Origin of the sequence: Vibrio sp. JC009, assembly GCF_029016485.1 — a bacterium.
Taxonomy (GTDB): Bacteria; Pseudomonadota; Gammaproteobacteria; order Enterobacterales; family Vibrionaceae; genus Vibrio.
The window spans coordinates 56,631-71,661 of sequence record NZ_CP092107.1 but is presented as its reverse complement, the minus strand read 5'-3'; the positions used below and the strand labels follow the sequence as shown (position 1 = coordinate 71,661).

The 15,031-nt window shown below is 45.5% G+C and carries 15 protein-coding genes; 6 read left to right on the top strand and 9 right to left on the bottom strand.

The features are described from left to right. Positions 1–10: 10 nt before the first annotated feature. Positions 11–466 (top strand): methylglyoxal synthase, encoded by a 456-nt coding sequence (locus tag L3Q72_RS15220; protein ID WP_275133014.1) that lies wholly within the window; start codon positions 11–13, stop codon positions 464–466. A gap of 51 nt (positions 467–517) precedes the next feature. Here L3Q72_RS15220 and L3Q72_RS15215 read toward each other — a convergent pair whose 3' ends face one another. Next, positions 518–886 (bottom strand): VOC family protein, encoded by a 369-nt coding sequence (locus L3Q72_RS15215; protein ID WP_275133013.1) that lies wholly within the window; start codon positions 884–886, stop codon positions 518–520. 17 nt (positions 887–903) lie between these two features. Beyond that, the gene (gene helD / locus L3Q72_RS15210) at positions 904–2,985 is read right to left on the bottom strand and encodes a DNA helicase IV (protein ID WP_275133012.1); all 2,082 of its coding nucleotides are present in this window, start codon (positions 2,983–2,985) and stop codon (positions 904–906) included. 178 nt (positions 2,986–3,163) lie between these two features. On the opposite strand from helD, the gene yccS reads away from it, so the two are divergent. The 3 genes from yccS to L3Q72_RS15195 all read left to right on the top strand — a co-directional run bounded on the left by yccS (position 3,164) and on the right by L3Q72_RS15195 (position 6,477). Further along, positions 3,164–5,332 (top strand): YccS family putative transporter, encoded by a 2,169-nt coding sequence (gene yccS / locus L3Q72_RS15205; protein WP_275133011.1) that lies wholly within the window; start codon positions 3,164–3,166, stop codon positions 5,330–5,332. Positions 5,333–5,385: 53 nt separating this feature from the next. Further along, positions 5,386–5,685: a hypothetical protein gene (locus L3Q72_RS15200; protein ID WP_275133010.1), complete on the top strand. Its 300-nt coding sequence runs from the start codon at positions 5,386–5,388 to the stop codon at positions 5,683–5,685. A gap of 129 nt (positions 5,686–5,814) precedes the next feature. Continuing rightward, on the top strand, positions 5,815–6,477 hold the full coding sequence (locus tag L3Q72_RS15195) for a PilZ domain-containing protein (protein ID WP_275133009.1): 663 nt from the start codon (positions 5,815–5,817) through the stop codon (positions 6,475–6,477). Here the strand turns inward: L3Q72_RS15195 and L3Q72_RS15190 are convergent. From L3Q72_RS15190 to L3Q72_RS15165, 6 genes are all read right to left on the bottom strand, one after another. Beyond that, a complete protein-coding gene (locus tag L3Q72_RS15190; RefSeq protein ID WP_275133008.1) occupies positions 6,469–9,003 on the bottom strand; it encodes a LuxQ periplasmic sensor domain-containing protein in 2,535 nt (844 codons plus the stop codon). The two genes, L3Q72_RS15195 and L3Q72_RS15190, sit on opposite strands and share 9 nt — an antisense overlap. Then, positions 9,000–10,097 carry an autoinducer 2-binding periplasmic protein LuxP gene (locus tag L3Q72_RS15185; RefSeq protein ID WP_275133007.1) on the bottom strand — a complete coding sequence of 366 codons (1,098 nt, stop codon included), beginning with the start codon at positions 10,095–10,097 and terminating at the stop codon, positions 9,000–9,002. The genes L3Q72_RS15190 and L3Q72_RS15185 overlap by 4 nt, the downstream gene beginning before the upstream one ends. A gap of 127 nt (positions 10,098–10,224) precedes the next feature. Next, positions 10,225–11,409, bottom strand: coding sequence for a conjugal transfer protein TraF (traF, locus tag L3Q72_RS15180; RefSeq protein WP_275133006.1), 1,185 nt, complete (start codon positions 11,407–11,409; stop codon positions 10,225–10,227). 167 nt (positions 11,410–11,576) lie between these two features. Further along, positions 11,577–11,852, bottom strand: a complete 276-nt coding sequence (locus L3Q72_RS15175; RefSeq protein WP_275133005.1) for a GIY-YIG nuclease family protein — start codon at positions 11,850–11,852, stop codon at positions 11,577–11,579. Positions 11,853–11,855: 3 nt separating this feature from the next. Beyond that, on the bottom strand, positions 11,856–12,503 hold the full coding sequence (locus L3Q72_RS15170) for a DUF480 domain-containing protein (RefSeq protein WP_275133004.1): 648 nt from the start codon (positions 12,501–12,503) through the stop codon (positions 11,856–11,858). Between the two features lie 35 nt (positions 12,504–12,538). Further along, positions 12,539–12,724, bottom strand: a complete 186-nt coding sequence (locus tag L3Q72_RS15165) for a hypothetical protein (RefSeq protein ID WP_275133003.1) — start codon at positions 12,722–12,724, stop codon at positions 12,539–12,541. A 198-nt stretch (positions 12,725–12,922) separates the two neighbouring features. On the opposite strand from L3Q72_RS15165, the gene L3Q72_RS15160 reads away from it, so the two are divergent. Continuing rightward, positions 12,923–13,237, top strand: a complete 315-nt coding sequence (locus L3Q72_RS15160; protein WP_275133002.1) for a DUF496 family protein — start codon at positions 12,923–12,925, stop codon at positions 13,235–13,237. A gap of 110 nt (positions 13,238–13,347) precedes the next feature. Here the strand turns inward: L3Q72_RS15160 and L3Q72_RS15155 are convergent, their stop codons facing one another. After that, positions 13,348–14,466 carry an IS630 family transposase gene (locus tag L3Q72_RS15155; RefSeq protein WP_275130149.1) on the bottom strand — a complete coding sequence of 373 codons (1,119 nt, stop codon included), beginning with the start codon at positions 14,464–14,466 and terminating at the stop codon, positions 13,348–13,350. Between the two features lie 204 nt (positions 14,467–14,670). On the opposite strand from L3Q72_RS15155, the gene L3Q72_RS15150 reads away from it, so the two are divergent. Continuing rightward, the gene (locus L3Q72_RS15150; protein WP_275130148.1) at positions 14,671–15,015 is read left to right on the top strand and encodes a hypothetical protein; all 345 of its coding nucleotides are present in this window, start codon (positions 14,671–14,673) and stop codon (positions 15,013–15,015) included. Positions 15,016–15,031 lie beyond the last annotated feature (16 nt).

The following is a 15,031-nucleotide window of genomic DNA, read 5'->3' as shown; positions in this document are numbered from 1 at the left end:
ACAAAACTAAATGAAGATTACAACCAGAACATTACCTGCCCACAAACATATCGCTTTAGTTGCGCACGATCGCTGTAAGCCAGAACTACTGCGCTGGGTTAAAGAAAACAAAGAGAAGCTGCAGGGCCATTTCCTCTATGCGACAGGTACAACCGGTAACATGCTGAGCAAAGAAACCGGACTGGCAATCAAAAGCATGATCAGCGGCCCGATGGGTGGTGACCAGCAGATCGGCGCACTTATCTCTGAAGGCAAAATCGATATGCTGATTTTCTTCTGGGACCCGCTTAACTCCGCGCCGCACGACCCGGATGTAAAAGCCCTGCTACGAATCGCAAGTGTGTGGAATATCCCGGTGGCGCCAAACAGAGCATCGGCTAAGTTCCTGTTTGAATCCATGCTGCTTGACCAGGAAGTGGATATCGAAATTCCCGACTACGATGCCTATCTGGCAGAACGTTTATAAAAGATAAGGGAGCGGTAGTCGCTCCCTTACTTTTTATACCAATCCCGGCAATTATCTGTCACTCCAGACTGCCATTTCATTACCGCTTGGCTCCAGAAACTGGAATCTGCGTCCCCCTGGGAACGGGAAAATTTCGCGGCTGATAACGCCACCCGCTTCTATCACTTTATTCAAAGTACCTTCAAGGTTGTCGCTGTAAAACACCAGTAGCGCACCACCGTGCTCCTGAACACTGGCACCCTCTGAAAGAAAGAATCCTCCCATTAATCCCTTAGCATGAAACGAGGTGTACTCGTCACCATAGTCGGTAAACTTCCAGTCAAATACCGCGGCAAAAAAGGCTTTTGTACGTTCAAAATCCGCTGCCGGATATTCAATGTAACTGATTGAGCCATGCTCAAGCTGAACTTGTCCGGTCATATCCTCACACTCCTTCGCTATCTCTTCTTGAGTATAGGATAATTAGCGGATATCAGCTCTTCGACAAATTCGGATTCATGGGTTTCGTAACTCACCCATACTTTCTCTCTAGCTCTGGTCAGTGCAACGTAAAACAGGCGGCGCTCTTCTGCAAAGGGATAATCATCAGCAGTTTGAGTCAGAACAGAATTCAGATGAAGCTGGCGCTGAGCCCCCGGGAACTGACCTTTATCCACATTCAGAACAAATACATAGTCCGCCTCTTTGCCTTTACTGCCGTGGCAGGTCATAAAGCTGATTCTCAGGTTACTGAATCTCTTCTGCCACTCAGCAAGACATTCCGGCTTGTGGTAATGATTCCTTGCCAGCAGAAGAACCGTTTTTGTGCCTGCCGCTTTACTGTTCAGCCCTTCCAGCTCTTTTTCCACATATTTTTGCGGCATGACAACAACCGCTTTCTGCTTCTGCACTTTAAAGCTGTTAAGCTCTTTTTCGATCTGAGCCGGGTTTTGCTGAACAAACTGGTTTGCCACAGCGCCAATCTGGCTGTTAAAGCGGTAAGTGGTATCCAGTTTATGAATGGTAGAGCTTGAGTAACGGCCTGAGAAATCCGTTGTCAGGTCCACATCAGAACCGGCAAACTGATAAATAGACTGCCAGTCATCCCCCACGGCAAACAGCGATGGCTTAACCTGTTCATCATTTTGCACAAGTGTCTGGTTACACAAAGCTTCAATCAGGGCCAGCCTGTCCGGAGAGATATCCTGATACTCATCCACCATAATGTACTTCCAGGGCGATTTAAATTTCCCTTTCTCCACATAGACGGTCGCTTTGGTAATCATGCTGTGGAAGTCTATCTGGTTTTCCTCTTTGAGCATCTTCTGCCATGCCTGATAACAAGGCCAGACTAAAGAGAGTTCGCTGTTCAGCCTTGAGTAATCCTCATGGTCAACAATTCTCTCCTGCACCTGCTTTTTCGGCATATGCAGCATGCACAGCTGCTCTACCTGGCTATCGAGCCAGGAGATCAGTTTTGGGTTTTCAGTCTGACCACCTAACTCTTCATCCCCTGTCAGATAGGCGATGGGCCATTTGGTCAGGTGTTTCTGCCAGCGCTTAAAGTTTGCCGGATTGGTCCAGTGCTGTTTCAGCCACTCGCTACACCAGGCCTGCTTGAGCTTTTTCTCGGTGGCAACAGGCGAGATAACTACTGCTTCATTTTCAACGCTGTTAAGGATCTTCAGGCCAAGTTGATGGAATGTATTTACAGAAACCTTTTCTGACGCCAGACCTATTTTGTCATCCAGCCTTTCTCTCATCTCCTTTGCGGCTTCACTGCCGAAAGCCAACATCAGCAGTTGACCGGCCTGTGCCAGATGGCTCTGAAGCAGATAGGCAACCCTTGCAGTCAGCACGCTGGTTTTCCCGGTTCCGGCTCCGGCCAGGATCAGGTTATGGTCGTTATTGATAAGCACCGCTTGTTGCTGGCTGAGATTTAAAGGAGAGTTTTCTATCTGAGCAAAAAGTACCGACCAGTTTTCCAGCTCCAGATTCAGCCACTCTTCATTTCGCTTCTCAAGATTATCTATACCATGCTCAATCCAGTCGGAAACTGAGGCCATGGCATTTGGCATACGCAGCTCAGCTTCCGGCAAGCTTGTGTTTATCTCACTCAGCTCATTCGCGACCCTTTCTCTCCAGAGTTCAAGCTCTGAATGGGTCAGATAAGAGGGCTGTTTAATCAGAAGATCAAGACTCTCCTGCCAGCCCGGAAGCGCTCTGCTGAGTTGGGCGCACTGAGTTTTATGCCAGGCTTCATAACTGGCCATGGCTTCCCGTGCGAATGACTTACAGCTTTTCCAGGGCAGTCCCTGAACGGTCCAGGCCAGTTGTTGCCCGTCTTTGCAGTGAGAATAAAAAGTCAGGGTTCCCCATGCAAGCCCTCTGGATATGCTGATACTGCCGTTCCAGATCGAAAACGGGATTCGCTCCTCGCTCTCAGCGGAGGAGATGATAAGCCGGTCTGAATCAATCCCGACTTCACAATATTCCTGCTGAACAAAAAACTGAGCCAGCCTGTTGGCACATAAGCGCATATTCATCTCTCTGATGGACCAAACTTAAAAAATTAGTTGTCTTAATCGTCCCGCCAGTCCCCTGGTTTGGGCGGAAGTGTATAGTTTACAAAATTTTCCGCAGGGTATAACGAAAATCCTGAAAATTTGTTAAATTAACAGCCTGTTAGATATCAGCCCGGTTAACTCACACCTGTTTATGAACCAAAACATCCTAATTAACAGCATCCGCTACTACTGGAAAAACACTGCGTTTAACCATGGTTTTCTTATACTTATCGCTCTGTTAGGTGTTATTGTTCCTTGCTGGTATTTTGATAAGTCTTCACTCATTATCCCTCTGGTGCTTGGGGTGATTGCCGCAGCGCTGGCTGAGTCTGATGATAAGGCCTATGGCAGGCTGAAAGCCCAGGCGATGACTATTGCCTGCTTTATTATCGCAACTTTTTCCATTGAACTGCTCTTTGACTATCCTGTTCTGTTTGCAGCCGGACTGTTTACCTCCACCATTGGTTTTATCATGCTTGGCGCAATTGGTCCCCGCTATGCAAAAATTGCTTTCGGATCACTGCTGATAGCGATTTACACCATGCTAGGCGCGCATGAAAGTACCAATATCTGGTCTCAGCCACTGCTTCTGATCACAGGTTCCATCTGGTATTTTGTTATCTCTTTTCTCTGGAATACGCTTTTCCCTTTGCAACCGGTACAGCAAAGCCTTTCCGCGGTTTTTGAAAAACTGTCTGAGTATATGCATGTAAAAAGAGAGCTGTTTCACCCTGTATCCGACATGACCCCCCAACCATACCGGATCCGGGAAGCAAACCTGAACTCAGCCACCGTTGAAGCCCTTAACCGGTGCAAGGCGACTTTTCTGTCCCGTTCAGAAAGAGGAAATGTGGACAGCACCAGCGACCGCTTCCTTAATGTCTATTTTATAGCTCAGGATATTCATGAACGGGTCAGTTCCAGCCACTACCGTTACCAGGAACTGGCTGAGCTGTTTAAAAGAAGCGATATTCTGTTCCGCTTTAAGCACATTCTGGAATTGCAGGCAAAAGCCTGTCTTGAAGTAGCCCACTCTATAAAATACGAAACTAAATATCAGCACAACCAAAGCGCAACCCAGGCAATCAGTGAGCTTCAGGACTCGCTTGCGCATATCGAAGAGTCCGCTAATCCCCGCTGGCTACAGGCGGTTCCGCAAATAAAATACCTGCTTAGTAATCTGCAGATGGTTGAAAAACAGCTGGCGAATATCAACAACCCGGATGTAAGAGTCAGACAGGACGATCAGCTGATTGAAGACACCGAAGCCCATACACCGGAGATGATGTGGGAGAGAATTAAATCCAACCTCTCACCAAGCTCGCTACTATTCCGCCATGCGATTCGCCTCTCCACCGCACTGGTTGCCGGTTATGCGGTTATTCAGCAGTTTCATATGGAAATGGGCTACTGGATTTTACTGACCATACTCTTTGTCTGTCAGCCCAACTATAGCGCCACCAGGCAAAAGCTGAACTCTCGTATCATAGGTACGGCTGCCGGACTCGTTATCGGGGCACTGCTGCTGGTTCTGTTTCCGTCGCAAACCGCACAGTCAGTCTTTATTGTGCTCTCCGGTGTTGCCTTTTTCGTATTCAGGGAAAACAACTACAGCTACGCCACCTCATTTATCACCATACTGGTACTGTTCTGCTTCCATCAGCATGGCGAAGGCTACGCCGTCATTCTGCCAAGATTTTCAGACACACTTGTGGGCTGTCTGCTGGCTGTCGCCGCTGTTACCTTTATTCTTCCGGACTGGCAGTCAAGAAGGCTGCATAAAGTAATGGCAGATTCAGTGTACGCCAACAGGCAGTATCTGGCTCAGATTATCCGCCAGTACCGGATTGGGAAAAAAGATGATCTCAGCTACCGGGTAGCAAGAAGAAACGCGCACACCCAGGGTGCGGCATTAAGCTCAGCTATCAACAACATGCTGGCTGAGCCCGGCCGATATCAGTCTGCTAAAGATGAAAGCTTCCGGTTCCTCACACTTAACCATGCTCTGCTTAGCTATATTTCTGCCATGGGCGCTCACCGATCAAGGCTGGATAATCAGGAAGCGCACCAGCTTATTCTTGATGCGCATAAATCAATACATCAGCAGTTAGAGCAACTCTATAACAACCTGAATTGTGAAAGCGCCTGCCCTGCTTTGACCCAGGACCAGAGCGAGATCGAATCCAGACTGAAAGAGTGGCGTGATGAACAGGATGAGTCCGTAAGCCTGGTTCTGCAGCAACTGCATCTGATTTTAAGAATGATGCCTGAGCTAAATCAGCTCACGACTAAATTTGCCAGATGCAAGCCCACAGGTTGAAAAATGTACAAATTAGGCATAGGATCTAAATACAGCGTAGTGGAAGTTCAGTTATGACAGTATCATCGGTTCAGTCCGGATATTCACTTATCAATCAATCCCAGAATCTTGCAAAAGAAGCTGCAACTGAAATCGCCCGTCAACCTGAGCCTGACAATACTAAAGCGCTTGAATTTAATAAGATTGATTATGAAGCCAAAGAGCAGGAAGTGGTCAGAGAAGAACGAAACAACACTTCTGATATCGATTCGTTAAATAAACTGAATCAGGCCAGCACCTATAATCAGGCCGGCGCGAATGTGGTTCAACGCTCCAACGAAATTATCGGCACCCTGCTTGATACCCACGTTTAATACCAATCCCAGCAATTATCTGTTCATCCTGAAATTCTGTGCCCATTTGGCATTCCTGAAAATAAAGTCTACAAAAAGCAATAAATTGCATCTAATCTAAATATATTCATCCGTTATCAATGAGTGGATATGGAATCAAAGGTAAACAAGGTAAATAAGATCAAAGACTACCTTGAGTTTGGTATGAAACTCTCGGTGGTGATTAAGTTCGGGCAGAAAGATGAGTATAGTCTGCACAGCCATCTGGTCGGAATTAAAGAGGGACAGTTTCTTATTCTGGATATGCCGCCTAAGGCGGTAGAAGATCTGATTACCCGAAGAACCACAAATGTCCGTGTGGTGGTCAGAGGGATAACCGATACCGAGTATGGAGATATCATCGCCTTTAGTTCAGAAATCATTACCGTCAGCTCGCGGCCAACCTGGCTGATGTATATTAAGCTGCCCTATGATTTTGAAACAAAAGCGATACGGGAAAACCGGAGAATTAAAGTCAACCTGCCGGTTAACCTGACTTATGACAGCGAAGAGTATAAAGCGACATTAAGAGATATCTCAGTATCCGGCTGTGGCGTTTTTCTGAAAAAGCCGCTGGATATAAAAAAAGACGACAAAGTCATACTGGAAACCAACCTGGAACATTTTCCGGGGAAAAGCATTGAGTGCATCATAGTCAACTTCCGGAAATACACTAACGATACCTTCCTTGGTATCCGTTTCGAGCCTGAACTGGAAATGACCGAGGGATTCAGGCACGAACTGTTTGATAAAGCGATTCTGAACTTAAACTGAGTTAATCTGCTTATAGTATGTCAGCGCTTGTAAAAAGGATTTGTCCTTAATTGGCTTCACTAATACATAGTCAGCACCCGCTGCCAAAAACGCCTGTTTGGTTTCCTCATAACCATCAGCTGTACAGGCAATAACCGGAGTATCAATTTTCATCTCCCGGATCCGAGTTGTCGCCTCAATACCGTCCATATTCGGCATCTGGTTATCCATTAAAATCAAATCGTAACGGGTACTTTCCAGCATTTCCAGGGCGGTAAACGCGTCCTTTGCCCAGTCAACAGACATGGCATACTTCTTACAGAAGGCTTTGGCTATATATGCGTTGGTCTGGTTGTCTTCAACAATCAGGGTTTTCAGCTGTTTTGAAAAGAAGTTCTGGTGATTTTCAACCACAGCTTCATCTCTTTCCACCTTCTCTCCGTCAACCACTTCAACAGGCAGAGCGACTTTGATACTTGTGCCAAGGCCTTCAGCACTTTTTATTTCAATATGCCCTTTTAGCATATCGACTAAATGCTTCACGATGGCCAGTCCCAGGCCGGTTCCCTCATACTCCCGGGTCGAGGTTTTTTCAGACTGAACAAAAGGCTCAAAGATATGCTGAAGGTTCTTTTCAGAAATACCAATCCCGGTATCTTCTATAACGATTTCCAGATAAGTGGCACCGACCTCCGTACTGTCCAGGCTCAGTGAGGCCTTAACATGACCCACATGAGTAAACTTCACCGAGTTACTCAGCAGATTAAACAGAATCTGATTCAGCCGTACCTGATCTGTCCTGATATAAACCTTATGTTCAGAAGTGGCTCTCAGCCTTAACTGAATCCCCTTGTCATGACACAAAGGCTTATAGATATTTTCCACCGAATTTACCACATCCGACAACAGGAAGTTTTTCGGCACTATTTTAAACTTGCCCTGCTCTATCTTGGAAAAGTCCAGAATATCGTTAAGCACAGCCAGAAGATGCTCACTGCTCTGCACCAGAACATCCACTTTTTTCTTCTGCTCTTCCTGCTCAACACTCTTCTTAAGCAGATGAGAAATGCCAAGAATACCGTTTAGCGGCGTTCTGATTTCGTGGCTCATCCGGGCCAGAAAATCTGCCCTTTCACTGGCCGCCTTTTCAGCCTCTTCTCTGGCAAGGTTACTCTGTTTTTCCGCTTCAATCAGAGTCGTTATATCCAGCCCCTGTCCGATAATGGTGCTGACGCCGTTTTCCAGAAAAATAGGCGAAATATTCCAGCGATAGACGGTATCTGAAATACCTATATTGATTCCGGACAAAATGGCACCAGACCTGACAGCTCTGAGCTTATCCTCAATCTGCTTCTGAAATGCCTTGAATACAGGACCCGAGAAGCTCCCCTCTTTCTCAAAGGCTTTTTCAGCTGCCGGATTCATCTGTCTGAGATTTCCGTATCTGTCCCATACAATAATCGGAGAAACCGCATAATTGAAAAGATCCTGGAAGAGCTTCTCTTTTTCCAGAAGCTCTTCAAAGGTATGCTCCAGCGTCATACCTATATGTTCAAACTCATAGATCACAGAACCGGGAAACGGCTTAGACGCGCGGGTTTCACGGGCGTTATGGGTATATTCCATCAAAGTTTCCAGCTCTCCGGCAATACGCCTCTGGATCAGGAACCTTGCAAAAATGGCGGTAGCCACAATACTCAGAACAGAATAGATGATACTGAGCCTGAAGTTTTTCTCCAGAGTCAGAATGCTCTGGTTTGTCTGTATGGTATAAACACTTACCGGCGTTTCAACGCCGTTTATCTTCAGCTCCACCTGGCTGTAGAGTTCGTTGTCTGCCAGCTTTTCACCCTTAACCGGCAGCTCTTCACCTAGCCTCATCGTGGATGCGACAGGAATACTGTCAACGGCAAGAATAATATCTTCCGTATTACTGCCGATCTTCAGATAGTCCACCAGCGCATAGTTATTATCCAAAACCACACCAAAAAACAGCCGGCCAATCACCTCACCGCTGCTCACATCGACAAGTGGCGTCTTTCTTATAAGAAGATGTACACGGCCTACGTCTGTTTCAACCGCTATCTGATGCCAGCTGTTGTTAAAAGCGATCTCTTTGGAAAAGGCCAGTAACTGGTCGTCTTTGATGCCGAAAAATGGTGAGTTGCCGTCTTCCCAGTAAATTTCGTTGTGCCGCTGAATAAAGCGGAAGTCGGGGAAACTGCTGATATCGGCTTTTTCTGAAGCCACAAAATAATCTTCGATTTGTTCAATCGCTTCAGATTTTACGTAATTCAGTAAAGTGGTGCTTTTGGCCTGAGTATCCTGCAGCCCCTGGATGGATTCCAGCTTATGCTCAAACAGGTTTTGCACCAGTGACGCTGTCTGAGTCAGCGTTCTGTCCACTTCGTAATTGATGGCCTTGCTGCTGTACTGGAAAGTAAAAATAAGCGAGATGATCATCAAAATTGAAAATACAATAAATATCAGACGAACAACCAGATTCGCCATTGATAGCTTTGATTGATTTTTTTTCTTAAGCATCATCTGTCAGAATACCTGAATGCGTATTGTTTTAAGCGCTCGATTCGTTCTGCGCTGTCAGATTTTGTTACCAGTTCAAAGCTACCGGAATAAACCGTAGGTACGGCTTTACCTTCCAGATCCCACTTAATCGCTTCGGCCATGGCTACGCCGGTATCGTCGTTCATCCGCATAACGGTAACATCCAGATCGCCCTGCTGCAAAGACTCTAACTCGGCAGAACCACCGCCCCAGCCATTGATTCTGATATCGGTACGGTTGAGCTCTTTAAGTGCATCCACCGCCCCCAGCGCCACATCGGTAGAGCAGGCATAAATTAGTTCGGTTTCCGGGCTCTTCTCCAGCATCAGCTTTGCGGTTTCGTATCCGCTCTGCTTTGTTGCCTTGGTATAATAAGATGACCTCAGGTTAAACTTCCCTTCCTTGTTCATCGCATTAATAAAGGTGTCACCACGGACATCACTGATATATCCCTGGGAAAAATAGAGCACCGAATAATTACTCTCTTCCGGCAGAACCGCTTTAAAATAGTCCGCCAGCGCCAGCGTTCCCATTGAGTGATCAAACCCCACATAGAAAAAAGGCTGCTTCTTTTCCCAGCCTTTCACCGGGGTGGTGATATTCTGCAGTATCAGTTTGATATCTGTCCCGTGCAGAACATGCTCAATAAACTTTTTGTGTCGGCTGGTATCTAAGGTAAATATCAGGTAATCGGTATTATTTTTAATCGCGGCATTTAACGAGATACTCTGCTGCCGGGTATCAGCATTAGGTTTAGTGAATACCTGCTCAAGTTTGTAGTTAATATTTAATTCATCGAGACGAAGTTCAAACGCCTTAATATTGCGGCGCCAGTAATCCGAAACCTGCTCACCGGGATACACAACCGAAATGGTTACCGGCTCTGAACCTGAGACAGCGATAGGCTCAGGCTTATGCCTGACCACATCATTAAACACATTGGTCAGTATTTTCTGGTGCGGAAAAGCCTCCAGATAGGACTGGTAACTCCAATAACCGCTAATTTGATCAGCACCTGAAAAAAAAGGTGTAAATAAAAGGCTCAGGCCCAGAAAAAAGGATGAAGTCCGCTTCATTTGAACTCCTAGAATATTAACTATTTATAATATAAAGGAGAGTTTGCCGTATTGACAATTTTTTCAGTGACCAACCCCACTCTTTTTAAAAGAGCGGGGTTGTCTGTACAGATAATGTACGAATGGATTAGAACATCAGTGCCAGATTTGCAGAAGCACCATACTGATTTTCATCCGCATAAGAGCCGGCAATATCCAGGTGGAGAACATTAAACGGGCTAAGACCGATACCTGCTGTAATCGCATCTTCAAGTGTGTCCTGAGTATCCACTTCATAACCAAGACGCAGCTGCGCCCAGTTCCAGGCATTACCTTCAACGCCAAAGCGGATAAACTGAGTGTCATCCTCAATGCCGGTAAAACGAGTCTGCTTTGTCAGATCCACATCAACAGCAGCAGTAAACAGTTCTGTTGCATAGCTACCTGCAACCGTCACCTGAGGTTTCAGTTCATAGGTTTTATTGCCTTCTTTGGTGGCGATGTCCTGCTTAAACACATCTTTAACAGCAGCACCAACACGCCAGGCATCTTTGAACCAGACGGCACCTAAATCAAGGTTGAAAGCACTCTCATTAACTTCACTTTCGTCATAGTCATCAATGTCAAAGTTGTTCACACCAAGATCTGCCTGAGAGTATGTTCTCAGCTTTTGATATTTTGGTGATATACCAAACGAAAAATTCTGCTGCATTAATTGCATCTGTTTTGCAAAGGCAACACCGAACTCGTAGTAACCGAAGGCGTATAAATCCACATCGGAGTTTTCAACACGGGTCTGAGTGGCTTGCGCGTAAGTAGCCGTATCCGTTGAAGACCCAAGAGTGGCGACTTCCGCTTCCGCTACAACTTCTACATGTCCTCCGGTAAAAATATTCGCAGAAACCATACTGTTTGGGATAGCAACAGCAATACCTGCACCGGCTGATGCCGTCAGTTTGTTGTCGTCGAGCTTATCCAGATAGTCATTCAATCTATCCAGGTCGCTGCTCAGCCCACTGATGCTGGTATCTGTTGTTAAATCATCGGAGTAAACATCCATCAAATCCTGAAGCTCATCAACCATATCCAGTGTGTCGTCTTTGTCCTGAATCGAGGCTTCTACCGCCGGAAGTAAGACACCTACCCTGTGGTTTTGCTCATACATAGCCGTTAATGCGGGATTATAAAACGGTGCAACAAGATAACTTGCCGAGGCAACACCTGTATTGCCCATACCGTTACCTCGTGCGTCAGCTACTTTAGTAGCAGACAAAGCAGAACCGGAAGCTAAAACCAGCCCGGTGCATATCGCGATCTTACTTTGTTTATTCATAGCAGCACTCATATCTGTTTACTTATTATTCATAGGGATAATCCCGACCACTGACACATGTACGAGGCGTATCATATACACCATACAAATACATCATTAAAGAATAATAAGGTGATATAAGGAATTGGGCCAACAAGAGCTAAATGAGAAAGTCAAAGGCTGTGATGTTATGCCAAAAAATTTGCAACAAGCTCTTCTTTTGCTTTTTTTGAGTATTTCTTGATGCGGGCTTCCAGTTTTAGCGCTTCACTTTTAGAGGAGGACTTGCACCACCAGACCATAGTCAAAGGCCCCTTTCCTCTTAGGGCTTTTGCTCCAGTTCCTTTCTGATGCATTTCAAAGCGGCGTTGAAGATCTGTGGTAATGCCACAGTAAAGAGAATTGTGTTTTGTCCGGATCAGATAGACCCACCAATCCGGACTGCTTTTTGTTTCCTGAGCCATTAATTAAAGTAAACTATCAACAAGAGAGCGAAGCTCCGCCAGTTCAGTTTTTAACTCAGAAACTTCCTGTTCAAGTGCAGAGATACGATCGGTCCCCTGCCCGGCAGAAGGTGCTGCAGTGGATACAGAAACCAATTGCTCAGCATCCACTTCGCCACAGAACTGATGCATATAGCGTCTCTCTCTCTTGCCCGCTTCACGCGGCAGTTTTAGCACATAGCCATCCTGTGCAAGCTTATCTAATACCGATTCAACCTCTTTAACATCAGAGAACTGACAAAGACGGTTGGTTCTGGTTCTGAGTTCACCCGGAGTCTGGGCACCACGCAGCAACATGCAGCAGACGATTCCCTTTTCCTGCTCACTGAACTGCAAATCACCAAACTCGGTATTACAGAAGCGGTGCTGGTATTTGGAAACCCTGCTGTTAAAGCCACTTTCGTCGTTAAGCAGTCTCTTGTCGATCAGCGCATCTGCCGCATCAAGAACCTCTGCTTCAGAAAGCGACATAACCGGCTCACGGTTACTTTTTTGATTACATGCATTGGTTAATGAGTTCAAAGTAAGAGGGTACAGATCCGGTGTCGTCACCTCTTTTTCCATCAGACAGCCAATAACCCGTGCTTCCACATTTGACAGTTCTATGTTCATTTGTTTGTCCTTCTTATTTTATAGGGTCTGCCGACCTAGTGTTCTGATAGTATAGGAACCCGCTTCATTTTACCGTCAGAGCCTACCATCACGATCTTGGCCCGGTTTAATTCCACTTCGACGATTTCCTGTCGTCTTCTCGCATCAAGATAGGCTTCCTGAACGCGTTCCTTAAGATGGCTTTCCTGAACATCTTCTTTTTTTTCAGGTTTGTTCATCATTAATTATGTTCACTTAGATGTCACTTTATTCGCGCATACTATCGCTATAACCGGGTAACCACAAGATGCGTATTCTAAGAGAAGTCTAAATTAACCAGTATCAAAATGATTGTAAGTCTCTTGATATTAATACTGTATTCATTGGAATTGATGTGGTTTAATCAACAGCGATAAATATATCTTGTTAGGAAAAATTGTATGAACAATGTATTTGAAATTGTTAATCAGGCACGCCGTAAAAACAAACTTAAGCGCGAACTGCAGGACAACGAAAAGAAAATCCGTGACAACTCAAAGCGCGTAGAGCTTCTAGAAAACCTGATTGACTACATCAAGCCAGATATGAGCCATGATGAAATCATCCTTATCGTTAAGAACATGAAAGCAGATTACGAAGATCGCGTTGATGACCACATCATCAAGAGTGCAGAAATCTCTAAAGCACGCCGTGATATCAGCCGTCGCATCCGTGATCTGACTGAAGAAGACAAGGCAGCACAAGGTAAGAAATAAACCTGACTGACTAACCAAAAAAACCGCTGAAATCAGCGGTTTTTTTTATGTTCTTTGTTTATACCAATACTAGTACTCCGACACATAAGTTCTGACATATTGAGCCTACGCTATTTCTTTCGTAGTTTGGCGTAGGCTTTGGTGAACTTTTCTCGTGCTGCTTCTATGTCAAACTGCCAGTTGATAGAAGCTTTTTCCTGATTCCTTCGCGTTTCCCACGCATCCAGTTCATTGCGTAATTTCTCCCATGTCGGGATCCTTTGATTCAGACATTGTCTGTTCATGACCCCTATTTCAATTTCCACTTTATTCAGCCAACTGGCATGCTTAGGGGTATAGTGAAATTCCAATTGGCTCAGAAGCCTCCGGGCCTCTGCTGGTTCAAATGCCTTATAGAGTGAAGCCTCTGTATGCGTGCCAAAGTTGTCCATCACGACATGAATTTTCTTAGCTTCAGGGTAGTGGATATCCACCAACTCCTTCATACATTGTGCAAAGTCCTCAGCCTTTTTATTTTCTGTTTCTTTGACTTTTCTCCACCCTCGGTGACAGTCATAAAACATGAACAGATTAGCCACCGCCACTCGCTTGTATTCATAGTCTTCTCTCGGAGGTTGCCCTGACTTAGCCTGAGTTGATGGCTTAATATCTGCCACCAATTGTTTCATCGCCTCATCAAAGTTGATTAGTGGTTCATCGGGAATAGCTGGACGACTGTACAAGTCAAGCACATGCTCCATGCGGGCAATATATTCGGCATTCATATCACCAACGCACCACATCTTTTTCTGCCAGGGTTTCAAATCGTTGCTCTTGAGCTGCCTTCGAATCGTCTCAACTGATATCGATTCTCCTTCCACCAAGGCCATAAATTCATCGGCGATTAGGTTTAATGTCCACCGGCCACAACCTTCTGGTGGCTCACTACAGGCAATGGCCGTCAACAATGCATCACTGACAGCATCGAGCTTGCGCGGGCAACCTGTTCTTCTTCCTTCATTCAAAGCTTCAGGCAAACCCTCTTCGACAAATCGTTTCTTGGTCCGGTAAATGGTTGATGTACTGATATGAAGCAGTTCGACAATGTCTTTGTCTTGCTTGCCGTCATCGGCAAGTAATAACAGTTGGGCTCTTTTGAGTTTTCTGGCGCTTTCCTTACCTTTTGACGTGAGTTTTATTAACGTATCTCGTTCTTCATTACTCAGCTCTACAACGTATTTGACATTCATGGCACAATCTCGGTATTGATAACCACCATACTTGATCACAAAAGGCTTGCTGTGTCGATCCCTGACCCTGAAAATTACTCATTTACGGAAAAAGAACGAAAATATCTGACTTATATTCTCGAGTACACACGATTGAGAGGGATCCCGCCAGCCTTCGCTGATATCCAGGCTTACTTCAAAGTCACAGCTCCTACAGTGAATCAAATGATAAAAAATCTGGAAAAGAAAAAGTGGATAATTAAGTCCCCCGGTGTTGCCCGAAGTCTTTTTGTTAATGTTCCGGCTGAACTATTATTATCGCTACCGGAGCCGCCGGATATTCCGTACACGGAGAAACAAGGTCAATATCTGGCTTTTATTCATCAATACACCAAGATTCGTGGCTTTCCTCCGGCTTATGCCGAAATGGAGCACTACTTTAAAGTAACCGCTCCCACTGTTAATCAGATGATTAAAAACCTGGAGAAAAAAGGGCTTATTGAAAAACAGCCGCGTAAACCGCGAAGTATTCGGGTGACTTTGCCTGACTCCCAGATACCGGTTATTTAATTATGCAGCTTTAGTG